The sequence below is a fragment of the bacterium genome (assembly GCA_040757115.1).
Taxonomy (GTDB): domain Bacteria; phylum UBA9089; class CG2-30-40-21; order CG2-30-40-21; family SBAY01; genus JBFLXS01.
In genome coordinates this window covers 1-25,630 of the sequence record JBFLYA010000034.1, presented here as the reverse complement: position 1 = coordinate 25,630, position 25,630 = coordinate 1, and the positions used below count along the sequence as shown (strand labels likewise).

The 25,630-nt window shown below is 37.8% G+C and carries 28 protein-coding genes; 16 read left to right on the top strand and 12 right to left on the bottom strand.

Going from position 1 to position 25,630, the window contains the following annotated elements; genetic code table 11:
* The first annotated feature begins 269 nt into the window (after nucleotides 1-269).
* Nucleotides 270-1,847, top strand: a complete 1,578-nt coding sequence (locus AB1422_04575) for a hypothetical protein (GenBank protein MEW6618611.1) — start codon at nucleotides 270-272, stop codon at nucleotides 1,845-1,847.
* 14 nt (nucleotides 1,848-1,861) lie between these two features.
* On the opposite strand, the gene AB1422_04570 is transcribed toward AB1422_04575, so the two are convergent.
* The 6 genes from AB1422_04570 to AB1422_04545 all read right to left on the bottom strand — a co-directional run bounded on the left by AB1422_04570 (nucleotide 1,862) and on the right by AB1422_04545 (nucleotide 6,924).
* Complete coding sequence (locus tag AB1422_04570) at nucleotides 1,862-2,947, bottom strand: LptF/LptG family permease (protein MEW6618610.1); 1,086 nt, start codon at nucleotides 2,945-2,947, stop codon at nucleotides 1,862-1,864.
* A gap of 89 nt (nucleotides 2,948-3,036) precedes the next feature.
* Nucleotides 3,037-4,998, bottom strand: coding sequence for a DUF2723 domain-containing protein (locus tag AB1422_04565; GenBank protein MEW6618609.1), 1,962 nt, complete (start codon nucleotides 4,996-4,998; stop codon nucleotides 3,037-3,039).
* A gap of 18 nt (nucleotides 4,999-5,016) precedes the next feature.
* The gene (locus AB1422_04560; protein MEW6618608.1) at nucleotides 5,017-5,151 is read right to left on the bottom strand and encodes a hypothetical protein; all 135 of its coding nucleotides are present in this window, start codon (nucleotides 5,149-5,151) and stop codon (nucleotides 5,017-5,019) included.
* Between the two features lie 322 nt (nucleotides 5,152-5,473).
* Nucleotides 5,474-6,316, bottom strand: a complete 843-nt coding sequence (locus AB1422_04555) for a fumarate hydratase (GenBank protein ID MEW6618607.1) — start codon at nucleotides 6,314-6,316, stop codon at nucleotides 5,474-5,476.
* A 156-nt stretch (nucleotides 6,317-6,472) separates the two neighbouring features.
* The gene (locus AB1422_04550) at nucleotides 6,473-6,622 is read right to left on the bottom strand and encodes a GxxExxY protein (protein ID MEW6618606.1); all 150 of its coding nucleotides are present in this window, start codon (nucleotides 6,620-6,622) and stop codon (nucleotides 6,473-6,475) included.
* 152 nt (nucleotides 6,623-6,774) lie between these two features.
* Nucleotides 6,775-6,924 (bottom strand): hypothetical protein, encoded by a 150-nt coding sequence (locus tag AB1422_04545; GenBank protein ID MEW6618605.1) that lies wholly within the window; start codon nucleotides 6,922-6,924, stop codon nucleotides 6,775-6,777.
* Between the two features lie 315 nt (nucleotides 6,925-7,239).
* On the opposite strand from AB1422_04545, the gene AB1422_04540 reads away from it, so the two are divergent.
* The 9 genes from AB1422_04540 to AB1422_04500 all read left to right on the top strand — a co-directional run bounded on the left by AB1422_04540 (nucleotide 7,240) and on the right by AB1422_04500 (nucleotide 13,909).
* Complete coding sequence (locus AB1422_04540) at nucleotides 7,240-8,832, top strand: FMN-binding glutamate synthase family protein (GenBank protein ID MEW6618604.1); 1,593 nt, start codon at nucleotides 7,240-7,242, stop codon at nucleotides 8,830-8,832.
* A 408-nt stretch (nucleotides 8,833-9,240) separates the two neighbouring features.
* Entirely contained in the window at nucleotides 9,241-9,495 is a 255-nt protein-coding gene (locus AB1422_04535) for a CopG family transcriptional regulator (protein MEW6618603.1), read from the top strand.
* Nucleotides 9,489-9,845, top strand: a complete 357-nt coding sequence (locus tag AB1422_04530) for a type II toxin-antitoxin system PemK/MazF family toxin (protein ID MEW6618602.1) — start codon at nucleotides 9,489-9,491, stop codon at nucleotides 9,843-9,845. Before AB1422_04535 ends, AB1422_04530 begins: the two co-directional genes overlap by 7 nt.
* Before the next feature lie 98 nt (nucleotides 9,846-9,943).
* Complete coding sequence (locus tag AB1422_04525; GenBank protein MEW6618601.1) at nucleotides 9,944-11,266, top strand: glutamine synthetase family protein; 1,323 nt, start codon at nucleotides 9,944-9,946, stop codon at nucleotides 11,264-11,266.
* Nucleotides 11,267-11,286: 20 nt separating this feature from the next.
* Nucleotides 11,287-11,529 (top strand): hypothetical protein, encoded by a 243-nt coding sequence (locus tag AB1422_04520; GenBank protein MEW6618600.1) that lies wholly within the window; start codon nucleotides 11,287-11,289, stop codon nucleotides 11,527-11,529.
* Nucleotides 11,526-12,017: a nucleotidyltransferase gene (locus tag AB1422_04515; protein ID MEW6618599.1), complete on the top strand. Its 492-nt coding sequence runs from the start codon at nucleotides 11,526-11,528 to the stop codon at nucleotides 12,015-12,017. The genes AB1422_04520 and AB1422_04515 overlap by 4 nt, the downstream gene beginning before the upstream one ends.
* Nucleotides 12,018-12,079: 62 nt before the next feature.
* Nucleotides 12,080-12,274 (top strand): hypothetical protein, encoded by a 195-nt coding sequence (locus AB1422_04510; protein MEW6618598.1) that lies wholly within the window; start codon nucleotides 12,080-12,082, stop codon nucleotides 12,272-12,274.
* A gap of 119 nt (nucleotides 12,275-12,393) precedes the next feature.
* Nucleotides 12,394-13,128: an NAD+ synthase gene (locus AB1422_04505; GenBank protein ID MEW6618597.1), complete on the top strand. Its 735-nt coding sequence runs from the start codon at nucleotides 12,394-12,396 to the stop codon at nucleotides 13,126-13,128.
* A gap of 52 nt (nucleotides 13,129-13,180) precedes the next feature.
* Complete coding sequence (locus tag AB1422_04500; protein ID MEW6618596.1) at nucleotides 13,181-13,909, top strand: GAF and ANTAR domain-containing protein; 729 nt, start codon at nucleotides 13,181-13,183, stop codon at nucleotides 13,907-13,909.
* A 39-nt stretch (nucleotides 13,910-13,948) separates the two neighbouring features.
* Here AB1422_04500 and AB1422_04495 read toward each other — a convergent pair whose 3' ends face one another.
* Nucleotides 13,949-15,205 (bottom strand): hypothetical protein, encoded by a 1,257-nt coding sequence (locus AB1422_04495; GenBank protein ID MEW6618595.1) that lies wholly within the window; start codon nucleotides 15,203-15,205, stop codon nucleotides 13,949-13,951.
* Between the two features lie 811 nt (nucleotides 15,206-16,016).
* On the opposite strand from AB1422_04495, the gene AB1422_04490 reads away from it, so the two are divergent.
* The 4 genes from AB1422_04490 (at nucleotide 16,017) to AB1422_04475 (ending at nucleotide 17,187) form a co-directional block, all read left to right on the top strand.
* Nucleotides 16,017-16,268 carry a DUF5678 domain-containing protein gene (locus AB1422_04490; protein MEW6618594.1) on the top strand — a complete coding sequence of 84 codons (252 nt, stop codon included), beginning with the start codon at nucleotides 16,017-16,019 and terminating at the stop codon, nucleotides 16,266-16,268.
* On the top strand, nucleotides 16,265-16,498 hold the full coding sequence (locus AB1422_04485) for a hypothetical protein (protein MEW6618593.1): 234 nt from the start codon (nucleotides 16,265-16,267) through the stop codon (nucleotides 16,496-16,498). The genes AB1422_04490 and AB1422_04485 overlap by 4 nt, the downstream gene beginning before the upstream one ends.
* A gap of 189 nt (nucleotides 16,499-16,687) precedes the next feature.
* The gene (locus tag AB1422_04480; GenBank protein ID MEW6618592.1) at nucleotides 16,688-16,930 is read left to right on the top strand and encodes a hypothetical protein; all 243 of its coding nucleotides are present in this window, start codon (nucleotides 16,688-16,690) and stop codon (nucleotides 16,928-16,930) included.
* The gene (locus tag AB1422_04475; GenBank protein MEW6618591.1) at nucleotides 16,927-17,187 is read left to right on the top strand and encodes a hypothetical protein; all 261 of its coding nucleotides are present in this window, start codon (nucleotides 16,927-16,929) and stop codon (nucleotides 17,185-17,187) included. The genes AB1422_04480 and AB1422_04475 overlap by 4 nt, the downstream gene beginning before the upstream one ends.
* Nucleotides 17,188-17,645: 458 nt before the next feature.
* Here the strand turns inward: AB1422_04475 and AB1422_04470 are convergent, their stop codons facing one another.
* The gene (locus tag AB1422_04470) at nucleotides 17,646-18,761 is read right to left on the bottom strand and encodes a Fic family protein (GenBank protein MEW6618590.1); all 1,116 of its coding nucleotides are present in this window, start codon (nucleotides 18,759-18,761) and stop codon (nucleotides 17,646-17,648) included.
* 315 nt (nucleotides 18,762-19,076) lie between these two features.
* On the opposite strand from AB1422_04470, the gene AB1422_04465 reads away from it, so the two are divergent.
* Together AB1422_04465 and AB1422_04460 are read left to right on the top strand one after the other, a co-directional pair.
* Nucleotides 19,077-20,402 carry a glutamine synthetase family protein gene (locus tag AB1422_04465; GenBank protein MEW6618589.1) on the top strand — a complete coding sequence of 442 codons (1,326 nt, stop codon included), beginning with the start codon at nucleotides 19,077-19,079 and terminating at the stop codon, nucleotides 20,400-20,402.
* Nucleotides 20,403-20,642: 240 nt separating this feature from the next.
* Nucleotides 20,643-22,034 (top strand): lamin tail domain-containing protein, encoded by a 1,392-nt coding sequence (locus AB1422_04460; protein ID MEW6618588.1) that lies wholly within the window; start codon nucleotides 20,643-20,645, stop codon nucleotides 22,032-22,034.
* Between the two features lie 79 nt (nucleotides 22,035-22,113).
* Here AB1422_04460 and lepA read toward each other — a convergent pair whose 3' ends face one another.
* The 4 genes from lepA to AB1422_04440 all read right to left on the bottom strand — a co-directional run bounded on the left by lepA (nucleotide 22,114) and on the right by AB1422_04440 (nucleotide 25,328).
* Nucleotides 22,114-23,910 (bottom strand): translation elongation factor 4, encoded by a 1,797-nt coding sequence (lepA, locus tag AB1422_04455; protein ID MEW6618587.1) that lies wholly within the window; start codon nucleotides 23,908-23,910, stop codon nucleotides 22,114-22,116.
* A 334-nt stretch (nucleotides 23,911-24,244) separates the two neighbouring features.
* Nucleotides 24,245-24,484, bottom strand: coding sequence for a type II toxin-antitoxin system HicB family antitoxin (locus tag AB1422_04450; protein MEW6618586.1), 240 nt, complete (start codon nucleotides 24,482-24,484; stop codon nucleotides 24,245-24,247).
* Complete coding sequence (locus AB1422_04445) at nucleotides 24,460-24,678, bottom strand: type II toxin-antitoxin system HicA family toxin (protein ID MEW6618585.1); 219 nt, start codon at nucleotides 24,676-24,678, stop codon at nucleotides 24,460-24,462. The genes AB1422_04450 and AB1422_04445 overlap by 25 nt, the downstream gene beginning before the upstream one ends.
* A 293-nt stretch (nucleotides 24,679-24,971) precedes the next feature.
* The gene (locus tag AB1422_04440; protein MEW6618584.1) at nucleotides 24,972-25,328 is read right to left on the bottom strand and encodes a NusG domain II-containing protein; all 357 of its coding nucleotides are present in this window, start codon (nucleotides 25,326-25,328) and stop codon (nucleotides 24,972-24,974) included.
* Nucleotides 25,329-25,630 lie beyond the last annotated feature (302 nt).

Below are 25,630 nucleotides of genomic sequence, written 5' to 3'. Positions count from 1 at the left end.
TAATAATTAATTTTTTAATTTTATTTTCAACCCCCAACCCCCAATCGTGGGGGATTTAATAAGGAATTAAGATTGTGGCATTCAAAATGACCAACAATATATATTATACGAGGACGATGAAAATTAATGGGAGAGAGATTGGAGTCAATGGTCATTAGTCAATGACCATTGACCATTGACCAAAAGGAGATAGGCCTGAGGAGTGATGTTTTCTTTACTTTCTACTCTCTACTCTCTACTTCCTACTTCCTTATTTTCAGGAGGAATCAATGGAAATACACCATTCCCAATTTACTAAATTTTCTCTTTTTTTTATTTCTATTAACTTCCTTTCAGAAAATATGGGTTTTTTTACTCATTGGTTAAATCTCTATCTGGGCACTATCTTGCTTTTATGCCTTCTGGTAAGTTATTTCCCATTTAAACCAATGATTGTAGCTAAAAGGTTGTTAATTGCAGGATTATTTTTTTCGCTTCTGGGTTTTGCATTACTTCCCAAAGATATAATTTTAAGATTAACAGGAGTTATCTTTGTTTTATTTGGTTTTGGGCTATTTTTACGAGGATTAAACTACCAGCCAAAAGAGATACCAACATTACTTTTTGCGACGAGCCTTTATCTGTTTTTTATAATATTTTATAAATTTCATCCTTTTGTTTGGTGTGGATTGCAAAATCTCTCGCTATCATTCACAGCATCTTTAAGCACACTCATTAGAAAGGATATTCTACTGGGGCATACATTTCTTGGGCTTTTTATCTCTTTGTTATTGCTCTTCATCATTTTGAGTTTGTGCCTTTTCTCGCAGAAAAAGAAAATATTTTCTCTAATCTTAAGTTTAGTTTTAGTTTTATTTATTCAGATAGTTTATGTTATTGGTGCTGCGTTTTTAATAGAGATTTTTCATAAAAAGGATATTTTTATTTTAATCCTGCCTACTTTTTTATCATTACTCCTTCTTATCCCGCTTTATTTTGGTTTAAAAGATGTAGAATTTCAGGTTGAACAAACAAGAGGTGGTAAAATTTTTATCCCCATTATTGGGCTGTTAGTTTGTTTTTCAATTGGTTTTATGACATTTCCGCATCCTTCTCAAAAATCTGTAAGTAAAGAAAAGGTTGTTTTTTATGAAAAAGGCTTTTTAAATTGGAACATACCAACTTTTAACGATTTTGGGGCTTACAGTGGAGGTATGTTTGGAAATTTACCGTTGTTTGTTGCCAGGATTGGATTTGAACCCATCTGGACTAAAACAATTACTCAAAAGATATTAAACGAGGCAAAGATATTAGTTATGATAAATATTGAGGAGGCTATTGCGGATGACGAAAACAAGGCTATCTGGGAGTTTGTTGAAAAGGGTGGTTCATTACTTCTTTTAGGAGACCATACATTTTATAAAAAAGGTGCAAGTAACCAGTTAAATGACATTTTAGAACCAGTAAATATTAAATATAATTTTGATTCAGCGGATTATTTCATTGGTGGTTGGCTTCATTCATATCAGTATCTTAATCATCCGATTACCATTGGTTTAGAGGATATTGAGGATGAACCAGGAATTGTCGTTGGCGCCTCATTAAAAATTACTCACCCCGCCTACCCTATCATTATGGGTAAATATGGTTACTCTGACCCGGGCAAAGAAGATAATCCCGAACAGGCATATTTAGGGAATTTAGATTATGACCCGAATGAACAATTAGGAGACATTATCCTTGTAGCCTGTCAAAATTATGGTCAGGGCAAAGTTCTGGTTTTTGGTGATACATCCTCTTTTGTTAATTCTCTTCTGGTATTTAGCCACGATTTCGTTAATCGAGTATTTAGCTGGCTGGCGGAATAATGGCAACTTCTTTTCTAATTCTTAATCTTAAATGCTAAATAAATCCCGACTATCCCAAAAATGATATTGGCAATCCAGGCAGAAAAGACTGGTGGTAAATTTTCAGCCATCCCTAAAGCCCGACCAATACCTATTGCCTCCCAGTAAAGGAAACTGATAAGAATACTCAAGCCAAAACTTGCCACTATTTTGCCTTTGGGTTTTTGTAAAGATAAACTTGTCCCAATTAATGCCATAATCAGGTTAGCAAAAGGGAAAGAAATCTTCAGGTGCAGGTCAACTAACTTATCATTAAATTTACAACCACTTTCCTTGAGTAGTTCGATATATGCGACTAATTCTTTGATACTCATATCATTAGTCTGTTTCCTTTCTGCCTGACTAATTAACCAGATTTCTTTTGGAGACCACATCTGTAGCATTTGCTCTTCAAACTTTTCTTCCTTGATAACCAATCCCTGTTGATTAAACCCTCGCAAAATTCCTTTTTTAAGCCACCAGATACCATTTACCCACTTTGCCTCTTTAGCATCTATTCGTAAAGAAAGGTGCCCTTCATCATTCAGGGCTTTAATTTCTATCCCCTCCATTTTGCCTTTTTCTTTATCAAACGATTTAATCATCAGAAACCAGCCTTTATCATTTCTAAAAGAAAGATTTTCAACGATGAAAGAGATATTTTCACGATATATTTTTTGTGATTTTATTTTACTTACCCTCTGGTTCGCCTTTAGAACAATAGAATTATTAAAACCTGTAATTAAGAAACTAATGAACAATGCAGATAACAAAATAGGTAAAATAATACGGTATGAATGGACGCCAGATGATTTCATTGCCATAATTTCGTTATGATGGGCAAGACTCCCCAGGGAAAACAGGCAGGCTAATAATACCGCAACCGGGCTGACTAACACCAGAGCAAAAGGTATTTGACAGAGGAAATACTCAGTAAAGATTAAAGGAGGAAGTTGCGTTTCTATCAATAACGCTGACTGGGTAAAAAAGCGGGTAATGATAATTAATCCACTAAAGAAGAAAAGGCTCGTCACAAAGGGTTTCCAGAATGTCCGTAAGATATAAAACTCAAGAATCCACATAATTATGAATTATAATACCTTCTTCCTCTGATGTCAATAAAAAAATAGGAGCAACCCTTGAATATATAATTTACGACTAAATTCCCTATTCAAGGACTGACTCCCTTTAACCTCTTATAAGCTATCTCAAGATTATGATGTGCATTTGCAGACTCAGGGTTTAATTTAAGCGCCTTTTGTAACTCAATAATTGCCTTGTCGTAGAATCCCATATTTCCATAAATTCCTCCATAGGTAGAATATGAATTAGCATAGTTATTTATAATTGCCTCTTCTCGCCAGCCTTTGTAAATAGATTTATTTAGTCCTCTAATCTTAAACTCTATCTTATTTTTTTCAAGTTCATCGAACATCTCTTTATTATCTACCTTGTGTTCTACTACCCGCCAACACATCCCTTCTGGAATAAGCCCATATTTTTTATCTACCCAGTTATCAGAAAAGACATAAATTGGTCTTGAGTTAATGTTATTATGAATAATATTATTTAATTTAATTCGCGTGATTATCTCACCAGAGATGGCTTGAGGTAACTGCTCTGGATAATCAGAATGCAGAGGTTTTATTCGATTAGCATACCATTTATATTGGATAAAGACCGTGTCAAGTAAATCAATATCCGGTCGCTCTTTCTCACAATAACAAAGATACCATAAGGTAAAACCAATATTGTCATCTTCACTAAAAAGTATGGCATTAGGCTTCAGATGGTTGAGGATATTAGTTTTGTAATCATAAGCAAAAAAGTGTTGGCTTTTATCGCTTTGAAATAAGTGCAGATTATATGGGATAAGGGGAAGGAGTCCTAAAAGGAGTAACGGGTAGGGGGATAAATATTTTTTTAAATACCTCATTATGTTCCACAAACCATATCCAGTAAAAACTCCAAAAACAGCAAATGACGGGATGTAGTAATCTTCTATGTTAATGATGGTGTATCGGATAGAATGAAGTATATCGGTTAAGACTAATAATGTCAAGAAAATAAACATCCTTCGCCTTTGCTTAAAAAGTCCTATCATCCCTACTATTCCAACCCAAACCAGATAAAGCGTCCATTGATGTGGAAAAAACCTGGTAAGATGAGTAAATATTCTAATGGTGAGTTCTTTGATTGAGGATGAAAAATAATAGCCATATTGTCCGCCGCGGATATGCTCTATAAATCTATCTACGGTTTGAGGGTCACCCCAATTATGGATAGGATTGGTAGAAGCACGAATGGGTAAATATAGCCATAATAATAACGGTAAGAAGAAGCAAATAAACATCTTAAATAAGTGATAAGGGGTAAGTATTTTTTGGGTCTTTTCTTTCTTCATCTGATAGGTAATTACGGCAATAAGATAAATAGCCGGTGGAATCAGAAATATAGATTGCATATGGTGAGTGAAAGATAGACCCAGGGTAAAAGAGAAAAGGTAAAGATAGAATTGCGGCTTGTGTGTATCTGGCGAATTAAGCGATTCATACCATTTCAGCAGGATAAAGATTAGTAGAGTGGCAAATAAAGCATTAAGGGTATATTTTTCGGCAATTAATGCCTGTTCCCAGAAGGTAACGGCAAAGGCAAGCATAAATGCTCCTACTGATGCGGCTATAAATTTAAAACTAACGAAATCATTTTTTATCCTCTGTGGACTGTTTGTGGCTAACTTTAGAATGGTAAAATATACCATCAGGCACGCCAACGAGGCACATAATGCCGAAAGCATATTCATTCGGTAAGCGATATTACCTATCGGTAGAATAGTTATCCAGAACTTACCCAGGAGGCAATAAAGAGGATACCCCGTAGGATGAGGGATACCCAATACATACGCCGCAGTTACCATATCCCCGGCATCATGTAAGGCAATAGATGGGGTTAAGGTATGAAGATAGATTCCAAAGACAATTAAAAAAACTAAAATACCGCATAGATAATCTATAAAACCAAATAGGTTTGAAACAACTGGTTCATCTTTGGCTATAATAAAGTCTAACATTTTAGAAAAAGAAGAATGCTTACTTTTTTGTTTTTGAGTTAGTTGTTTGCTTTTCTTACCCATAATTTAGAACGGCACCCCTTATTTTATTATCCCTAATTTACCTATTTTTATCGTCTTCCCATCGGATAAGGTGGTCATAAGCAAATCTGCCGCATCTACCACTCTGGCAAAACTACATAAAATAATACTTAACCAAACCAATTTTTTAACCAATTCAATTCACCTCCTGTGAGTAGAAAAGTGATGTGGAGATAAAAAGGTTGTCTGCTTTGTAATTATTCAGCCACAGATGGACACGGATGAAACACGGAAAAATCCCCACCTGTGCGATTAGACTAATTCATCGCAGAGACGCAAAGGAAAAATAAATGTAAAATGTAAAATAGGAAATGAAAAATGGGAAATTTTAGTACTTCGCAAGACTCATTACCTTTCAGTTATACATTTTCATTGGACATTATCCATTTTACATTTAACCGCACAGGTGGAAAGTTTTTGCAAACCTGTTTTGTTTGGGTATATCATACGCACCACATCACACATAACAACTTGCGCTTCGTAACGCATGGCAATTGATATTTATGGCAACTGGCAGTCCGCCAATATGTGTTGGATAAGTCAGGATATTGACACCTAAAACCGTTGTCTTACCACCTAATCCCATTGGACCAATATTCAGGCTATTTACCTCTTCGAAGATTTCTTGTTCTAATCTGGCAATATGAGTTTGCAAAGATGATTTATCAATGGAAGAAAGTAGTGCCTCTTTAGAAAGTTGAGCGGCTTTATCCATTGTTCCACCAAGCCCTATGCCTAAGACAAAAGGGGGACAGGCATCTGGACCGGCGTCTTTTACCGCATCAATAATTACCTTTTTTATTTCACCAATCTCTGCCGTTGGCAGAAGCATTTTAATACAACTTCTATTCTCACAACCAAAGCCTTTTGGCATAACAGTAATCTTTAGTTTATCACCAGCGATAAAATTATAGTGGATAATTCCTGGTGTATTATCATTAGTGTTTTCTCTTATGATTGGGTCATTAACAACTGATTTTCGACAATATCCCGCCTCATATCCAAGTTTTATTCCTTGATTAATGGCGGAAAATAAATCATCTCCAATAATCTGGACATCCTGACCAATATCAATAAATACGATGGCAACACCTGTATCCTGGCAAATAGGCAATTTTTTCTCTCTGGCAAGAGAAGCATTTTCGATTAATATTTGCAATATCCTTTTTGCTCGGGGATTATCTTCATTATTTAAGCCTTTCTCCAGGGTTGATAGGACATCTTCTCGTAACTCCAGATTAGCCTTGATACATAAATCCTTTACTGTTTTTGTAATTGTCTGTGACTGTATTTTTCGCAAAATATCATTGCTCCTTAGAACTACTTTATCATAAAAGTTTATAGCTGTCAAGAGGCTGACCGAGAATTTTTTAAAAATATCTTGTAACCGTTCAGGGCTATACATTAGAAGTGTAAACAAGGAGAAATGGGGAAAAGGGAGAATTGGAGAAATGGCTCAAACTTTTTCTTGCTTCACCCTTCGGACATCAATCCTGGAGTCTGCGAAATTTACCAGTAACCCTATTTCTTTATCCACTGCTCTAATGTATGCTCTAACCTGATTATAATACTTCCCACTTATCCTGGAGTTTCGTGAATTTTCTATGATTCCTTTCTCCTTTAATCTTTGCGTTCTTTGCGGTCGATTTCTTTGCGTTCTTCGCGATTAAAAAAGGATAAATCGCAAAGGGCACAAAGTAGTAACGCAAAGGGCACAAAGGGAAGAAAATAAGTAAAGCATTTTTTATCAACTCAACTTCAAAGGATAAGTTGCAAAAAAATCATCAGGCTTTGGAGCCTAATTTTGCCATCTTTGAGCAAAATAAACAGATTGATAAGGATAAAGAGAACTTTAGAAGTAGCATAAAATTTACGAAAGTCCAGCTCTTCTTTTCTCCACTTCTCCATCTTCTCCCTTTCTCCTTATTTTTATCCTACCTGAACCCTTACAAAAAATTGTAGTTATTGTCAGACACTACCGAAAATTACAAGACATTAAATTCCATTTTGTGTCCTTCGTGCTCTTCGTGGTGAATAGTTACCGGCAAAAAAACACTTGACAAAATTTTAATCTTATGCTATCATATTTTATAGTCTGATACAATGGCGTATTAGAGAGATTTATTGAATCAAAAGACAAAGGTGTCTAACTAAACAATTAACAAGAGATAGGACACCTTTTTTGTTTTTTTATAAGGTGTTGACTCACAAGGAGGTTAAGAAATGAATTTACAACAACCAAATGCTAATGATGCCACCAGAACTTCCAATCGTTCTCGAAGTGTAGTTCCAATGAGTGGCTTGTGTACCCGCTGTATAGATGGTTGTCGAGGCAACTGCGAGGTGTTTAAATCAAGCTTTCGTGGCAGAGAGGTTATCTATCCAGGTCCGTTTGGTGAAATAACTGCAGGTGGTGATAAAAACTACCCGGTTGATTATTCACATCTCAATATTCAGGGTTATGCTTTGGGTGCTAAAGGATTACCAAAGGGAGTAATTGGAGACCCGGATACAGCTACCTTTCCCGCAGTCAATACAGAGACCGAATATGGATGGGATATTAAAGTTAAGATGCAGGTGCCTATTTTTACAGGGGCACTTGGTTCAACTGAAATTGCCCGTCGCAATTGGGAACACTTTGCGGTTGGCGCCGCTATCAGTGGCGTAACATTAGTTTGTGGAGAAAATGTTTGTGGTATTGACCCACAATTGGAATTAGATGCCAATAAGAAGATTGTTAATGCACCGGATATGGATAGACGGATTGAAATCTATAAACGGTATCATCGAGGCTATGGTGAGATATTGGTTCAGATGAATGTAGAAGATACCCGACTGGGGGTAGCTGAGTATGTTCATAAGAAACATGGTCTTGAGACCATTGAGCTTAAATGGGGACAGGGTGCCAAGTGTATTGGTGGCGAAATCAAGGTAAAGAGTTTAGAACGGGCGCAGGAATTACAAAAACGGGGATACATTGTTACCCCTGACCCATCAGACCCGGTGATTCAAGCGGCATTCAGGGATAAAGCGATTAAGGAATTTGAGCGGCACAGCCGACTTGGGTTTATCGGAGAAGAAGAATTCTATGCTGAAGTAGAACGATTACGCAAGATAGGATTTAAGAGAATTACCCTGAAAACTGGTGCCTATGGCTTGCGTGAATTGGCTATGGCAATAAAGTGGGGAGCCAAAGCTAAGATTGATTTGCTTACCATTGATGGTGCCCCAGGTGGAACGGGTATGAGTCCCTGGCGGATGATGGAAGAATGGGGTATGCCATCTCTCTATTTACATGCCGCTACCTATGAATTTTGCAAGAAATTAGCGGATAAAGGCGAAAGAGTGCCAGATATTGCTTTTGCTGGTGGATTTTCCAGCGAAGATGGCGTATTTAAGGCATTAGCTTTAGGTGCTCCGTTTGTCAAAGCCGTATGTATGGGTAGAGCACTGATGATTCCTGGAATGGTGGGCAAGAATATCGCCGAATGGATTGAGAAAGATGACCTGCCAAAAACTGTCAGCGAGTTTGGCACTACCATTGATGAAATCTTCGTTTGCTATGAGGAAGTAACGAATATGCTGGGCAAAGATGAGATGAAGAAACTTCCTCTTGGCGCACTTGGCATTTACAGCTATTCACAGAAGATTAAAGTGGGCTTACAACAGCTTATGGCTGGAGCTCGCTGCTTCAATATCAATGCTATTACCAGAGACGAACTGATGTCGTTGACGGAAGAATGCACTAAGGTTACCGGTATTCCGTATTTAATGGATGCTTACCGTGAAGAAGCAGAGAAAATTTTAGAAGGATAGACTTAGCCAGAACAAAAAAAATATCGACAGGTCGGGTGAGATATTCATCCGACCTGTTGTGGGAAAGAAACAGTACACTTCTATCTTTAAAATTTCAACTCGATATTTACGACGACTTACAAACGCCATCCCCCTCCCCCCTCTCGAAAAAGGTTACATTTTTTGTTGTTTTTGGAATGAATTTCGACCTGTGAAATAGGTTTAAATAAAATGCAAGAAACAGATATTCAAGCTCTACTATTACTACTGTTTATTCTCTTTCTCACTTTTCTATTGACTTATGATAAAATTTTTGGTAAAATATCGTTAGAATGTGCAAGAAATGGACATAATAATCCAAAATACTAAAAAAGCAATTCCTATCAATTGGGTATGTTATGTTTATGGGAGGAAAGAGGATATAACAAAATGGCAAATGTTAAAACTGCAATTTCAATTCAGAAATCTCTCTTTGAAGGGATAGAATCGCTGGCACAGAGGATGAATGTATCTCGCAGTCATTTAGTTGCAATGGCGGTGAAGGATTTTCTCCAGCGACAACAGAATCAACAACTTCTTCAACAACTCAATGATGCCTATGGAGATGCACCTGATTTAGCTGAGAGAAAATATGAAAAGAATGTTCGAGCCAGGCATAAGCGACTTGTGAGGGGGCAATGGTGATAAATCAAGGGGATGTCTTTTGGGTTGAACTTGGTGAACCATCCGGCTCTGCACCTGGCTATCGGCATCCGCATGTTGTTATTCAGAACAATCTATTCAATCGTAGTCGTATAAATACAGTGGTAGTCTGCACACTGACATCTAATTTGAAGCGGGCAAAAGTACCAGGCAACGTTTTACTTTCAAAAGGTGAGGCAAATCTTCCCAAACAGAGTGTTGTAAACATTTCCCATCTTGTTACGGTGGATAAATCCGATCTTGTAGAAAAAATCGGTACTCTTTCACCCAATCGCATACAGGAAATTTTAGGTGGAATCCAGTTGCTTATAATGCCACGAGAAGTTGATTGATAGAACATAGTTTCTTCGCCGCCTTGTTTTTATTCAAATAAAGGCGATTTCGGGAAGATAAACAGATTCCCATATCTTTTATAAAGGAGTGTGTATCAATGAAAGAGGTAGATAAAGTTTTAAAGATTATAAAGGAGAAGAATGTCAAAAATATTCAACTCTGGTTCACCGATGTGCTTGGTTTCCTTAAATGTGTAACTATAACCGATAGAGAGGTTGAATCGGCATTTGAACACGGAAAGGGTTTTGATGGGTCATCGATTACTGGATTTGCTGAGGCTGAAGAGAGTGATATTCTGGCTAAACCTGAACCAGAAACATTTCAGTTGTTACCATGGGAACCTGTAGAAGAACCTGTTGGCAGGATGTTTTGTGATATTCTTAATCCTGATGGTTCCCCATATCCAGGAGACCCAAGATATGTCTTAAAAAAGGTCATTAAGGAAGCCGCAGAGTTAGGATTTACCTACTATATTGGGCCTGAATTGGAATATTTTTATTTTAAATCTAACAAGGAAGCAAAAGGGTTAGACGAAGGTGGATATTTTGATATAGTGCCTTATGACCTGGCTAATCGACTTAGAAAAAAGACAGTCAAGGTATTAGAAGAGATGGGTATCCCGGTTGAGACTTCACATCATGAGGTAGCACCATCTCAACATGAAATAGATTTGAGGTATCAAGATGCACTTACTATGGCTGACTATACTATGACCTATCGGATGGTGGTAAAGGAGATTGCTCAGCAGGAAGGTGTTTATGCTACCTTTATGCCTAAACCCGTGTTTGGGGTAAATGGTTCGGGCATGCATACTCACCAATCTTTATTTCAGGGCACAAAGAACGCCTTTTTTGACCCAAACGATGAACATAATCTGTCTGTGACAGCGAAGTCTTTTATTGCTGGTCAATTAAAACATGCCCGCGAAATATGCTCTATTTTATCCCAATGGGTAAATTCTTATAAAAGGTTAGTGCCTGGCTATGAAGCTCCGGTCTATATTTCCTGGGCTCACCGCAATCGAACGGCACTTATTCGTGTGCCGATGTATCGGCCAGGCAGTGAGCAAGCCACACGGGCAGAACTGCGCTGTCCAGACCCCGCCTGTAACCCATATCTTGCCTTCGCCGTGATGTTGGCGGCTGGATTAGAAGGGATTAAGAATAAATACGAACTTCCTCCACCAGTTGAACCCAACCTCTACCACATGGAACCAGAAGAACGCGAATATAGAAAATTAAAACATCTGCCAGGGAATTTATTTGAAGCCTTACAAGAGACTGAAAAAAGCCGATTGGTCAAAGAAACCTTTGGTGAACACATCTTTACCAGATTCCTCCATAATAAAATGAAAGAATGGGATAATGATAGAATCCAGGTTACTTCCCATGAAATAGATAGATATTTGCCGATGCTATAAGGGTTAGGGGGTTATGTAAAATGATAGAGAGGGGAAGAGAATTTGAGGATATAACCGCAAGTTATGAATATAATGCCAAAAACTCTATTCAGGAAGCGATTGATTTTGGAATTGATGTAACACTGTTGTATGAAAGCGTCCAATTATCTCCTACCCAACGCATGGAAATACATAGACAAATGTTAGAGTTTTTAGAAGAAGCGAGAAAAAATCTTCACAGAATGGGCAGACCTTATTACTATAAGGATAAAGTTGTGTTATGATAATGGATGTTAAGAAAATACTATCTCACCTAAAGTTATTTAATGTAAAGTTTATAATAATTGGTGGCCAGGCATCAATCCTTCAAGGTGTAGTGCATTTAACCGAAGATATTGATATCTGTTATGCTCGTGATAAGGAAAATTTAGAAAATATTGTAAAAGCCCTTTTGCCATACCATCCATATTTAAGAAGTACAGAAAAGGATTTACCATTTATTTTTGATGCAAAAACACTTAAGATGGGATTGAATTTTACATTTTCAACTGACATCGGAGACATTGACTTAATCGGAGAAGTTCAAGGAATTGGTTATTATGATGATGTCCTTAACCATTCTGAAACAATGGAGATTTACGGAATGGAATGTAATGTGTTGACAATAGAAGGATTGATTAAAGCCAAAAAATCAATTAGACGACAAAAAGATATTACAGTTATCAAAGGATTAGAAGCTCTCCTGGAAATTCGAAAAACAACAAGAATATAAAAGCGAAAATTACCATTGCTTTTCAAGGGAAATAGGCATGAACCGTTGGTTCACAAAGGATAATGAAAATTAAGGGACTCGGGGCTCGGGATTCGGGAATAAAAGAATCCCCTAACCCCTTAATCCCCCGCCAGCGGGGAGATAAAAAAATAAAAATCTGTGTAATCTACGAAATCTGCGGATTATTTTCAGGAGAAAGGGTCATGAGTCTGCGGCTCACAAAGGGGGATGAAAATAATGGAAGAACAACCCCCTAACCCCCTTTATTAAGGGGGAATATCTGTTCTACACCAGAGGATACGAGTCTGTGGATACTATACTAATTCGCTAATCTCTAATTCACTAATTCGCTATTTTCAGGGGAAAGGGGGAAAAAATGATACTATCAGACGAAATAAGCAAATGGATTAAGATTGAAGTAGAAAAGGCAGGTGCTCAAGGCATCGTTGTAGGATTGAGTGGTGGAATTGATTCGGCAGTCACAGCGACTCTATCAAAAAAGGCTGTGGGAGATAATGTTCTGGGGTTAATAATGCCCTGTTTCAGTTCCAGCACAGATGAAGACCACGCCAGATTGATAGCCCAAAGACTGAAGATTAAAACCAAAAGGATAGAATTAGACGCTATCTACCAAACAATAACAAGAGCATTAGAAGGTGCTGGTATGCCTGAAGATAATAAACTATCTTTAGCTAACCTCAAGCCACGATTGAGGATGATGACTCTTTACTATGTGGCTAATTGTCTTAACTATCTGGTTGCAGGAACCGGCAATAAATCCGAGATTATGGTTGGTTATTTTACCAAATATGGGGATGGTGGCGTAGATATTCTGCCCATTGGTGGATTGTTAAAGACAGAAGTTAGAGAATTGGCTAAAGAACTGGATATTCCAGAAGAGATTCTAACCCGAGTGCCGACAGCGGGATTATGGGAAGGACAGACAGATGAAGGGGAATTAGGTATTACCTACGAAAATCTGGATAAAATACTTAGAGCATTAGAGTCTGGTGAGCCTCTAAATTTTCAACCGGATATTGTTACTAATGTCAAGAGGTTAATCGAAACCTCCCAGCATAAAAGGATGTTACCACCTATATTTGAGAAGTAGTTTCGTTTGACGAGAGAGAGCGTTCCTACTGGTGAAAGGAAGTAAATCTTAAATGGAAAGTCCATCAAAACTATCTTATGCTAAACGATTAAAGGCTGTCTCTAAGGTAAGTGAGGCGATTGTCTCTAACCTTTATTTAGAGGATATCCTCCGTCTTATCACCACTGTGACCGCAGAAGTAATGTCTTCCAAAATATGCTCTTTAATGCTTTTGGATGAAGAAAAGCAAGAATTAGTTATCCGAGCAACTCATTCTATTAGTAAGGAGTTTTATGAGGCATATAATCAAAAACCAAATCTAAAAATAGGAGAAGGAATTGCTGGCAAGGTAGTTAAAGAAAATAGGCCTATAACCGTGCTTGATGTAACTAAAGAAAAAGATTATAAATATAAAGAGATGGCTAAAAAAGAAGGGTTGGTTTCTTTAGTTTGCGTTCCTTTGTGTGTTAAAGGAAAGGTAATTGGAGCTTTGACCAGTTATACCTCCACCCCCCATAAATTCACCAAAAGTGAAATTGATACCCTGACCACTGTAGCAAATCAATCTGCAGTAGCTATTGAAAATGCCAATTTGATGGTTAAAACTAAAATTATTCAGGAAGAATTGGAGACCAGAAAACTGGTAGAAAAAGCCAAAGGTATTCTGATGAAAGAACGGCGGCTTTCAGAAGAAGAGGCGTATCGAAGAATTCAACATCAATCAATGAATATGCGTAAGTCGATGCGGGAAATTGCGGAGGCAATTATCCTGACTAAAGAGATTGAAAAAAAACACTGTTAGCTAAAATTTAAAAGTGAACACTTTTGTTAAATTTAAGATTTAAAAGTGAACACTTTTAAGGTCAGTATGTTTGATTCGTTGGGCATCGATAAGTTTATCATTACACCAGAATCTGATTTCTAATATATCGTTATCTATGGGAGAGATACGAAGATTTACAGTTTCTCTTGGGTTAGCATTAACTTTAATTTGTAAGTTATTAATGGAGATTTTTCTGTAAGCATCTACAGTTCTGTTAATTCTCAAGCAGAAAATATCTTTAACAGATAAATAAGGCAGTTTGACTTTAAAGTCTCTGAAGAGGGACTGTTTGTTTTTTAAGGCATTTTGAAATCTAAGATAAGGGACTTCTTGAGTGGTTGAATGTATCTGGCGGTAGTTATATCTATGAAGTTCTTTCAGAAGAAGGTGTTGTGCGATTTTTATATCAGTTACATTTTCTCTAACACAGGTTCGGACAAGTCTATCCTGTAGCCAAGCATAAGGTCTTTCGATTTTACCTTTGGCTTGAGGAGATGAGGCATAGGTTACCTTGACATTACAATCGTTCATGACTTGTTTCCACTGAGGGTCTACTTCATCGGTGAGAAGGTGATGTTTACGATAGAGGGAATCTCTTTCCTGGACAAATCTAAAGATAGAATGGTTATCTACATAGTAAGACAGAGGCGAACCATACTGTAGGATAACGGTTTGAGCCGCAAGAATATGAGCCCAGGATGTTTCTTTTTTTAGTAGAGCAGCATAAAGTATAAAGCGACTAAAGTCATCCAAAGAAGTTATGAGATACCATTTTTCTTTAGCTGGAGGCGACCATAAATGATAAGAGCAATCGTGTTGAATCAATTCCCCTGCATAATTGGTTAATACTTGACGGTCATGGGTTGATTTTTTAGGTTTCTTTTCCAAATAGAAACCATTGTTTTTAGCTCTATTGATAATGGTAGGCAAGGAGACCTTTTGTTGATACTCAGTCTCTAACCGGTCTTTGATATAGGTATAGTTATAAGATTTAAGAGGCACCTCTTTATTGTCAATAAGCTCTTTTTCAATCTTTAGCTCTTTGATGATATTTTCTTCAATGCCTGGCTGTATCTTTCGAGTTTTAATCTTTCTGGCATATTGAATTGAAAATAAATCAGGGGCATTACGATAATTTTTTATTAAGGCAAAGAATCTTACCTTACCAATATCCAGAATTTTCTGAAGATACCTTCTTCCAAGTTCCTTTTTTAGATAGCGTTCAATTAGTTCTTTGACCTCATTATCCGTGAATTTCTTATGCAATTGTGCCATATCAAAAACCTCCTTTTTGTTTTAGATTATATTAAATTATAGCAGATATAGAGTCCTTGGTAAAGAGCTAAGATGGTAGATAGTGTGAGGCAATTGATGCTCTTATGGATAAGTTAATGGACAGTCCAACTAAGTCATTCATCTCTAAGATGATAAAATGTCATTCATTATCTAATCTTAGGCTAAATAAGTCCTAACTTCCGGTCATTAAAGCTATGGTGGGAAACTTATCCACAATCCTCAGCCTGGGAATTAAGCATGGGTAAGAGTGAAGTCCTAATAGGCGTTTGGTGGTAATAGCCTGGAGCTAGTTAAGGAGTTCCAGGAGGCTTAAGTAGTAGTGGACGATTGATGGTACGGACTTCACTTAACTTGCTTTTGATTTGAATTCCAGCAAGGCTTCGGAATGTGGATAAGTTTTGTCAAACTTCTCATTGACATTTAATCTAAAAGAAAAAAGATTCGATTGACTTGTTTATCTATGGGGTAACTATTCAGCAAGGGAGAATATCGGCTCTTCATAAGTGTTCACTTTTAATTCTTAAATCCACTAAAAACGCTTCACTTTTAATTCTTAAATAACAAGGTCGAGAATTTTTGTTGACAATAGGGAAAGATTTTGGTAAAATATTTTCATAATGGGCAAAAGTGAAGGTAACATCCGAAATACTCAAAAAGCAAATTTCTATCAGTTTCAGAAAAGGAGGAAGTTGGATAAGTCACCTATCAATTTTGCATCAAAGGAGAGATGTTCTGCTGGTGTGAAATGTCACGAAGTCAAAGAGTCTGTATGATTTGAGAGGTGAAAATAATGTCAGTATCTCAGAATAGGCTTTATAGAAAGATGTTTGAGAAAGGTAGAAGAGACCGTGAATGGTTTCTAAAAAATTATCAGGAATTAGTAAAGGGGTATCCTGAGGAATTCGTAGCTATCTGGAATAAAAAGATAGTTGCTGATGCTTCCAATTTAGAGGAGCTTAAAGATAGAATACCCGCCAAACTAAAGCGTGAGAAACCTTTAATTAAATATGTAAGCAGGAAGGGAATTGAGTTGATTCTATGAGGATAGAAGGATACTTTGATTACTCGTTTAAGCCAATAGCCCCTTTTGTTGATGCAGTGATATATTCAGAAACGATTGGGGTTACAGAAGAAATCAGTTTTTTGGCTGACACCGGAGCCTCTATGACCATCTTGTTGGATAAGGATGTAGAAGTTACGGGGCTTGAGGTAAGCAGACTGAGGCGTGCAGATAAATCAGTTGGAGAGCTTTCTCAACAAATGGATAGGTAAGGTTGATATAAAAGGGTGCATTATTCCCTTGTAGGTAAAAGGAAGGTGCCCTGGAATAAATCAGAAATCGGTGATGTTGTGAAGGTAAAAATTGGGGGGAAGATACAAGAACGGGTGGTTTAAACTTCAGTCAAATCCGAGCTCTGGAGATGTTGAGAGAGCTCATTTAACAGTAAAGGGGGGTTAAATATGGTAGAAAGTGTTGCCCAAAAAGAGATATTGAAAGAATTAGAAAGATTGCCCGATTATGCTGTTTGTGAGGTGGTAGATTTCATCCATTTTTTAAGGTTTAAAACAACTGAGCCCGAACAAGCATATTTTTGGACAGAAGAATGGCAAAAGGGAGAAAAACTGGTTGATATGGCACTTCATGAAGGCAGATACTGTGATTTTGATGCCCCAAATCAGGCTTTAGAGTGGTTAAATAAATGAGATTGAGAATTCCAGAACCTTTTAAGGAAGATTATAAGGCTTTGCCTAAAGAGATAAAGAAGGTGGCAGATAAACAAATTGTTTTTTTGGCAACTAATCTTAAACATCCTTCTTTGCAGATTCATAAGATTAAGGGCACCAGAGATAAATGGGAGGCATATGTTACTGTTAAATATAGAATGACATTTCAAATTGAAAATGATACTATAATTTTAAGAAAGATTGGAGTTCATAATAAAGTATTGAAAAATCCATAAAAAATCAAAAGGAAAATTTCGACCTGTGCAGTTAAGGTAAACCACGAAGGGCACGAAGACCACGAAGAAAAAATATGGTAACTATTCCAGTAATTATTCAACCACAGATTAACACGGATAAATAGCAGAAGACAGAGGGCAGAAGGCAGAGGTCAGAAGGCAGAGGGCAGAAGATAGAGGTCAGAGGCAGGTTGTCCCCCGCTGGCGGGGGATTAAGGGGGTGGAAATCTCTTCCACTGGCACAGGTGAAATCAGGCTCGGGGCACCCATGCAGAGCATGGGTCGTGCGGCTACCAGCCTTCCCGAGTCCCGATTTTCAGAAGAACCCTTCAGCCTGACTACGGACACGGATACCGGACACGATTCACGAATTTTCAGTGTTTCAGCCGTGTCCATCTGTGGCTGAATAGTTACCTATTAATAATCCCTTTATTACATTTTTACTGCAATGTTTATTCCTATGGCCACACCAAATCGTAGTGAACACTGCGTCCTTTCCCTGGCAGCGGTTGCAATATTTTTTTCTCAAGCATATCTGCAATTTCACGAAATGCTGTTGCACGGCTAACCTTTGCCATACTCACATATTTACGCGTGGTTAGTCCACCGGTAAAGTTTTCCTGTCCAACTTCCAGGATACGGTTTATAACCTTTTTTTGGCGTTCGTTAAGTTCAGTTTGAGCGTGCTGATGCCAAAACTCTGCCTTTGTTAATACATTGCCGATAATCTTATTGGACCTTTTAATGGCTCGCTGGAAACATCCTAAGAACCACACAAGCCATTTGGTCACATCAGTACTGTCTGCCTTTGAACATTTTTCGAGAATATCATAATACCCATCCCTTTCTTCCATAATCTGAGACGAAAGGCTGTAATAACGGAGCTTAAGTTTTTCGTCCTGAGCAAGCGCCATATCTGTCAATGCGCGGGCAATACGGCCATTACCATCCTCGAACGGATGGATGGTAACAAAATAAAAATGTGCAATGCCCGCACGTAAAATACCATCTGTGGTTTTAAGACTTGATTCCCACCAGTGGAGAAACTTCTGCATTTCAGCCTCTACCATTTCGCCTGGAGGTGCTTCAAAATGAATTTTCTCTCGTTCTACCGGACTGGATACTACGCGCATAAGCCCTTCTTTACGCCATTGCCCAATCTGGATGTTATGAAAACCAGAGTAGCCTGATGGAAATAATGCCGCTTGCCATCCTTTTAGCCTGTCCGCAGAAAGACTTTTATCATACCCTTGTGTCGCATCTAAAATAACCTCAACTAATCCGTCTATAGGTCGGGTAGATGGAATCAAACCTGCCATTCGTAATCCTAAATGTCTAGCAACTGATGAACGCACCATTTGAGGATTTAATTGCTCCCCTTCAATGGCGGCAGTTTTAATGGTTTCTTCCGTAAGGATATCCGCCTGAGCCTCTTCTCCCAACTTAAAACCAAGGCCTTTGATGCGTCCAAGAAGAGCCCCCTGGGCAAACCTTGCTTGTCCCAATAAAAACACAAGAGCATCACTATCCCAGGTCAATTTCGGCCATAACGAACATTGCCAGATATATTTCATGTTTTATGCCACCCCATGAAGCGATTAATCTCACTAATCGCTTCAATATTTGATACAATTATAACACTATTTTTATTATTTGTCAATAATTTTTTTGTAAGCTGATTAAACAGATTACATTTTTTATTGTAAGCGGATTGAACGGATTGAGCGGAAAAAAATAAAAAAATCCGCTCAATCTGCTAAATCCGCTTACTATTAAAAGTTTGTCACACGGATTAAGATGAGAAAAGAGGTTACCAAAAGGGCTGATTTTTTACTTTAATATATATCCCTCGTTATACAGGGTAAAAAATAAAGATGGAGGTGTTAGATATGCTAACCAAAGATGATGTGCTCAAATTAGTCAAGGAGAACAATGTAAAGTTTACTCGGTTATGGTTTACAGATGTTCTCGGTCAGTTAAAAAGTTTTGCCATAACCGACAAGGAGATTGAGAATGCCTTAGACCATGGAATGGGGTTTGATGGCTCGTCAATCACCGGCTATCAAGATATTGAGGAAAGCGATATGATTGCTATGCCTAACCCAGAGACATTCCAATTACTTCCCTGGAGACCAAAAGAGAATGCTGTAGCCAGGATGTTTTGTGATATTTTGGTGCCTGGAGGTAAAAAATATGAAGGAGACCCAAGATATGTCTTGAAAAGGGCATTAAAGAGGATGGAAGAGATGGGTTTTGACCATTATTATCTTGGACCAGAGCTTGAGTATTTCTACTTCAATTCCTCTGATGCTACTGATGTGCTTGACGAAGGAGGCTATTTTGATTTGACTACCCTTGATGCAGGAAGTGATTTGCGGCGCGAAACCATTCTGGCTTTAGAAGCAATGGGTATTCATATTGAATATAGTCACCATGAAGTAGGCCATAGCCAACATGAGATTGATATGAGGTATGCAGATGCACTGAAGATGGCAGACAATGTTATGACCTATCGTTTAGTGGTCAAGGAAATAGCTCAGAAATATGGAGTCTATGCCACATTTATGCCCAAGCCAGTCTTTGGGATAAATGGTAGTGGTATGCATACCCACCAATCCCTCTTTAAAGGAAATAAGAACGCCTTCTTTGACCCAAACGATAAATATCACTTAAGCAATGTCGCCAAACAGTTTATTGCCGGACAATTAACCTATGCTAAAGAGATGAGCGCTATTTTTGCCCAGTGGGTGAATTCTTATAAACGGCTTGTCCCGGGTTATGAAGCACCTGTTTATATTGCCTGGAGTAATCGTAACCGCTCAGCGTTAATGAGAATCCCGGTCTATCATCCAGGCAAGGAGCAAGCCACCAGGGCAGAGTTAAGGTGTCCTGACCCTGCTTGCAATCCATACCTTACCTTCGCCGTGATGCTTCAGGCAGGCTTAGATGGCATTGAAAAAGGATATACACTCTCAGAGCCAATGGAGAAAAATCTCTATCATTTAACTGATGACGAAAGGAAAGAATTGGGGATTGAATCATTACCAGGTAGTCTGGGAGAGGCAGTATCCATTGCTGAAAAGAGCGAATTAGTCAAAAAGACACTTGGCGACCATATCTTCCCAAGATTCATTAATTTGAAAAAGAAGGAATGGGAAGATTATCGGATTCAGGTAACTCAGTACGAGTTAGATAAGTATCTTTCGATTCTGTAAAGGAATACCTTTACGATAACCATTGAGATATAGATAATCTTTACCGTAGATTAACCCTGTTAGACAAAATTCTAACGGGGTTAATTGCGTAAAATCTCATTGACATTTGTTTCAACATTTTGTATACTAATCTCAGCTCTTCCCCGACTTTTTTATTGGTAACCGTAGGTATTGAAAGAAGAACAATCTTTCTTACGGATGAGGACTATCTACGATTTTTAGAGTGTATAGAGAGAGGTTATGTGGAGAAAGGTAATAATTATTCTCCTTGTATTTTTAAAAATAGAGATAGTGTGGGGACAAGATACGGTCATCATTAATGAAGTAATGTTTGATGCCCCCTCTTTTGTCGGAGACTTTAAAGGTGAATGGGTAGAACTTTATAATCCTACACAAGAGGAGATTGATATTTCTAAATGGATATTTAATGATGGCTCAAAGGATAAAATCATTCCTGCAGCCACAACTATTAAATCCTATGACTATTTAGTGCTAATAGAAGATAAAGATACATTTAATAAATATGGTTACCCGGACCAAATAAATATAGTTGAATTAGGGAATTTCTCGTTAGATGATAACACGGATACCTTAACTTTAAAGGATAATTTAACTCCGGTCAATATATTAACTTATGATAATGATTGGGGTGCAGGCACCGTTAATAGTGGTCGGACATTAGAAAAGATTTATCCATCGGGCTCAAATACTGACTTCTATTGGGATTCCTCGAAAACCCCTTATGGGACTCCTGGAAAACAAAATAGTGTTTATTTAGATGTTCCTGGTATTCAAGGGGTTAAATTACTTATCAATGAGATAATGTTTTCTACGAGCAATGATTGGGTTGAAGTTTATTGTGTAGATGATGGGAATAAAGGTAATGGTGCCGAAATAAAAGGGTTTTATTTTAACGATTTAGATGGTGATGAAGATAAGATAATTGGGAGTTGCACGATTAAAACAGGTGAGTTTTTATTGTTACATTATGGGCTCGCCGGGCAAGATGATACCTTTGGAATTAATGGTCGGATAAACCTTTTTACAGATAAGGAATCCATTACCTCAACTACTGACCAGATGGTTCTTTTTAATCTCCTCGATGAGATAATAGATGGAGTTTGTTGGGCAAATGATACCCCACCCGCAGATGAAGATAAAGATAGAAATGAGCTGATTAACTCTTTGAAATGGCAAGGAGAGGCAATAGATAGCACAAAGGTCTCTGCCGGGCAGTCAATAGCAAGAAATGCCCTTTCAGATACCAACTCTAAAAATGATTGGTATGTTTCTATACCGACTTCAGGTTTGCCCAATGAGATAATTTCATCTGCGGAAAAACCTCCTGAAATTAGGATAGTAACGATAATAAATAAAACCTTATGTCCAGAAGAAGGAAAGAATTTTAGCCTTATTTACTCACTCTCAAAATCCAGCTATGTTTCCATCAGAATCTATGATATTCGAGGAAGATTAGTTAAAAGATTAATCGAACAAGAATATAAAATAGCAAAGGAAGACCATCGTATTACCTGGAATGGTCAAGATGAAGACGGAGATATTCTACCAATCGGCGTCTATATTTGCTATTTAGAGGCAGTGGGAGAAGGTGGTGCTTCTTCTGTAAAGTAACGCTGATTTTAGCTAAGAGGTTATAAGGCTATTGCATTTGCAGGTTACGAAACCTAATGATACCCCCCTTAACACGACACTATTCAATCTTAAGGATGGCATGGAATGCCTCTTTAGGCAGATTTACCCTGCCAAATGACTTCATTTTCTTTTTCCCTTCTTTTTGTTTTTCCCATAGTTTTCTTTTGCGGGTAATATCACCGCCGTAGCATTTGCCCGTGACATGTTTTCCGAGATGGGGAATAGTCTCACGAGCAATGATTTTGCCACCAATAGCCGCCTGAATCGCCACGGCAAACTGATGTCTGGGAATAACCTCTTTTAATTTAAGCACCAGGTCCTTACCTCGTTGATATGCCTTTTCCTGTGGCACAAAAAAAGATAACGCATCAACAATTTCATTGGCTAATAAAATATCGACCTTGACTAACCGGACTTGCCGATAATCCATATATTCATAATCTAAAGAGGCATATCCTCTACTTACAGATTTTAATTTATCATAAAAGTCAAACAAAACATCCGAGAGTGGCAATTCATAAATAATCATTACTCGATTTCCTTCGAGATAATTTAATGATTTCTGGATGCCTCGTTTTAACTGGAGAAGTTTTAATACCCCCCCAACATATTCATTAGGAACTAACACTGTGGCTTTAATATAAGGTTCTTCAGCCTTAGCTATTTCTGCGATATTTGGGAAATGAATCGGGGTATCAATCATTACGACATCATCATTTTTTTTCGTAATCCGATATGGAACTGATGGAGCGGTTGAGATTAAATCTAATTCGTATTCTCGATAAAGCCGTTCAGAAATTATCTCCATATGTAATAATCCTAAAAACCCACATCTATATCCAAATCCTAATGCCGTTGAGGTTTCTGGCTCATATATCCAGGAGGCATCATTTAATCTTAATTTCTCCACTGCATTTTGTAATTCAGGGAAACTCGAATTAACCCCAGGATAAATACTGCAGAAAACCATAGGTTTTAATTCACGGTATCCGGGTAAAGGCTCTTTTGCCGCAAAATATACCGTGGTGATGGTATCCCCGATTTTGACATCAGCAAGATTTTTTATCCCGGCAATGACATATCCTACCTCCCCGGCTTTCAAGACATCTGTTGGAATCAGGTCTAATTTTAATGAGCCAACTTCACTCACGAGATATGTCTTATCATTAGACATTAATTTAATCTCCATTCCAGGTTTTATTTGTCCTTGAAATACCCGAATATAGACGACGACACCACGATAGACATCAAACCATGAATCAAAAATCAATGCCTGTAAGGATTTATTCGCATCGCCCGTAGGTGGTGGAATCTCATCAACAATAGATTCTAATATTTCATCAATACCAATACCTTCCTTGCCACTGGCTAAAATGGCTTTATCGGGATTTAGTTTTAAAATCTCCGCAAGTTGTTTTTTTACTAAAGGAACATCAATATTTGGCAAATCTACTTTTGTAATGACCGGAATAATCGCCTTATTTAGACTTCTGGTTAATAATGTATGGGCTAATGTTTGAGCTTCTACGCCTTGAGAGGCATCGATTAAAAGTAATACTCCTTCCGTTGCGGCCAGACTTCGAGATACTTCATAAGTAAAATCAACATGTCCTGGTGTATCAATAAGATTCAAAGTGTAGGTTTTTCCATCCCAGGCGGTATATTCCATTCTGACCGGATGAGCCTTAATCGTAATTCCGCGTTCTCGTTCCAGGTCCATATTGTCTAACACCTGGTCTCGCATCTGACGCTTATCAATCGTATTGGTATATTCCAATAATCTATCTGCCAGGGTAGATTTTCCATGGTCAATATGGGCAATAATACTAAAATTACGGATATGCGAAAGTTCCATTTTCTCTTCCTTTGAAAATTAGCCACGAAGGCACGAGGATACAAAGATAATAGTAATTATTCAGCCACAGATACACACGGATGAAACACTGATTTTTAAGACATATCATCTAAATTCAACCTTTAAAAAGCAAATCGCTTTTCTTGTTTAGTATCTTTTCATCCTTTTAAACCCATTCTATCTATCCGTGCCAATCTCTGGCTAAATACTAACGACAGAGTTCAGCGGTGGCGGGGAGGATTACCACTAAACTTTATAAGCACGATTACCCCTTGAGATACTACAAAACTTTCAATCACAGCACAGTCCCCCGCCGTCCGTCTGCAACGCCTGGTTAGGCAACCTTCTGGAGTGTATTCACCAACTCTCTACCAGAAAGTGGAGAAGGTAGCGGTTTACCATCCTGCCGATAAATTCTTATCGTTTCTTCTACAATCTGGCATAACTCATCGAAAACCCTGTATTCATTATCTCCATGGCACCCTCCGTAGAAAAGCTCTGGACAACTGCCTATGAAGCAGCCGTCCTCATCAGACCATTCCACAATCTTTACATACCTATATTCCTCATCCATTTCTTAGCCTCCTCTATGGCAAGGCGGACAGCTTTTTCTTGATAGTGCTTTGCGTCATCGCCTTCTTTCCCTGAAATAGTAATCGGCTTCGTGACATTTGGATGAGCAAAGTTACGATGATCTCCTTTGCCTCCTCTGTCAACAAAACCTGCTCTTTGTAAATCTCTTATGAGATCTCTAATCTTCCTTGTCATTTTCTATCCTTTTGCCTAACAATAAATGTAACTGTTCACTCACAAAGACACTAAGGCACTAAGAAAATCAAATTAAAAACAAGGTTTTAACCTTCATGTCTTAATGGCAGATAAATCTTTTTCTTTGGCAATAGATTCTTCTACTATGTTTATTTTTTATATTCTTTGTGTCTTGGTGCCTTGGTGGCTGAATAGTTACCAATAAATTTAACATTGCCTTAACAGAGGATGAATACTTCTTCGTGAACTTCGTATCTGGTTTATTCATATCTGGTGTTTTTTTTACAGCTCTACTACATCGCATCTACTTTTTGTTTTCGAGTTGTACTAATTATCTTCACGACAATTTTATTAGGGATACAGGCAATTATCTGTCCATTTTTATCCTTCCAACCCATCTTGACACATAGTTTTTGTAGACAGGGGGAATTTATTACTCGGACTTTCTTTTCTTTAATTTCGATTGTGGTTGTGCCTAACGCTCCATGAGCGAATATAGTTTGCTGTTTAGAAAGACTCACCCTTTTTACTTCCGTAGGAGTTTGAATTTCTACTATTTCACCTATACTGGATTCAAATACCCACCAGGTACTTAGACCAGCGGCGATTAAAATAGTCCCAATTAGAATTTTATCGGCTAAAGTCAGCATAAAAATTTTTTCTTCCTGTTAAAAATAATCCGCAAATTTCATAGGAAGTAGAGAGTAGAAAGTAGAGAGTAGAAAGTAAAGAAAACACCACTCCTCACGCTTATCTCCCTATCTCCCACCTTCTATCTCCTACCTACTATTTTCATCCTCATTTGTGAACCCACGGTTCATGGGTGTTTCTCCTGAAAATGTTTGTAAGTTGTTGTAATTACTAATGTTTTGTAATAAAGATGAGAGATTTAAACTACCTTTTCTCTTAAAAACACACAATATTCCCTTCTTGCCATCGTCTCGAAAAAAAT

Bases quoted from the DNA above. Each gene is read 5' to 3' on its own strand.
- AB1422_04495 (MEW6618595.1), bottom strand. From the start codon at position 15,205: ATGGCACAATTGCATAAGAAATTCACGGATAATGAGGTCAAAGAACTA.
- AB1422_04465 (MEW6618589.1), top strand. From the start codon at position 19,077: ATGCTAACCAAAGATGATGTGCTCAAATTAGTCAAGGAGAACAATGTA.
- AB1422_04485 (MEW6618593.1), top strand. From the start codon at position 16,265: ATGAGGATAGAAGGATACTTTGATTACTCGTTTAAGCCAATAGCCCCT.
- AB1422_04525 (MEW6618601.1), top strand. From the start codon at position 9,944: ATGAAAGAGGTAGATAAAGTTTTAAAGATTATAAAGGAGAAGAATGTC.
- AB1422_04540 (MEW6618604.1), top strand. From the start codon at position 7,240: ATGAATTTACAACAACCAAATGCTAATGATGCCACCAGAACTTCCAAT.
- AB1422_04545 (MEW6618605.1), bottom strand. From the start codon at position 6,924: ATGGAGAAGTGGAGAAAAGAAGAGCTGGACTTTCGTAAATTTTATGCT.
- AB1422_04505 (MEW6618597.1), top strand. From the start codon at position 12,394: ATGATACTATCAGACGAAATAAGCAAATGGATTAAGATTGAAGTAGAA.
- AB1422_04445 (MEW6618585.1), bottom strand. From the start codon at position 24,678: ATGACAAGGAAGATTAGAGATCTCATAAGAGATTTACAAAGAGCAGGT.
- AB1422_04450 (MEW6618586.1), bottom strand. From the start codon at position 24,484: ATGGATGAGGAATATAGGTATGTAAAGATTGTGGAATGGTCTGATGAG.
- AB1422_04440 (MEW6618584.1), bottom strand. From the start codon at position 25,328: ATGCTGACTTTAGCCGATAAAATTCTAATTGGGACTATTTTAATCGCC.
- AB1422_04520 (MEW6618600.1), top strand. From the start codon at position 11,287: ATGATAGAGAGGGGAAGAGAATTTGAGGATATAACCGCAAGTTATGAA.
- AB1422_04530 (MEW6618602.1), top strand. From the start codon at position 9,489: ATGGTGATAAATCAAGGGGATGTCTTTTGGGTTGAACTTGGTGAACCA.
- AB1422_04535 (MEW6618603.1), top strand. From the start codon at position 9,241: ATGGCAAATGTTAAAACTGCAATTTCAATTCAGAAATCTCTCTTTGAA.
- AB1422_04460 (MEW6618588.1), top strand. From the start codon at position 20,643: ATGTGGAGAAAGGTAATAATTATTCTCCTTGTATTTTTAAAAATAGAG.
- AB1422_04570 (MEW6618610.1), bottom strand. From the start codon at position 2,947: ATGTGGATTCTTGAGTTTTATATCTTACGGACATTCTGGAAACCCTTT.
- AB1422_04470 (MEW6618590.1), bottom strand. From the start codon at position 18,761: ATGAAATATATCTGGCAATGTTCGTTATGGCCGAAATTGACCTGGGAT.
- lepA (MEW6618587.1), bottom strand. From the start codon at position 23,910: ATGGAACTTTCGCATATCCGTAATTTTAGTATTATTGCCCATATTGAC.
- AB1422_04565 (MEW6618609.1), bottom strand. From the start codon at position 4,998: ATGGGTAAGAAAAGCAAACAACTAACTCAAAAACAAAAAAGTAAGCAT.
- AB1422_04475 (MEW6618591.1), top strand. From the start codon at position 16,927: ATGAGATTGAGAATTCCAGAACCTTTTAAGGAAGATTATAAGGCTTTG.
- AB1422_04575 (MEW6618611.1), top strand. From the start codon at position 270: ATGGAAATACACCATTCCCAATTTACTAAATTTTCTCTTTTTTTTATT.
- AB1422_04510 (MEW6618598.1), top strand. From the start codon at position 12,080: ATGAAAATTAAGGGACTCGGGGCTCGGGATTCGGGAATAAAAGAATCC.
- AB1422_04515 (MEW6618599.1), top strand. From the start codon at position 11,526: ATGATAATGGATGTTAAGAAAATACTATCTCACCTAAAGTTATTTAAT.
- AB1422_04480 (MEW6618592.1), top strand. From the start codon at position 16,688: ATGGTAGAAAGTGTTGCCCAAAAAGAGATATTGAAAGAATTAGAAAGA.
- AB1422_04500 (MEW6618596.1), top strand. From the start codon at position 13,181: ATGGAAAGTCCATCAAAACTATCTTATGCTAAACGATTAAAGGCTGTC.
- AB1422_04490 (MEW6618594.1), top strand. From the start codon at position 16,017: ATGTCAGTATCTCAGAATAGGCTTTATAGAAAGATGTTTGAGAAAGGT.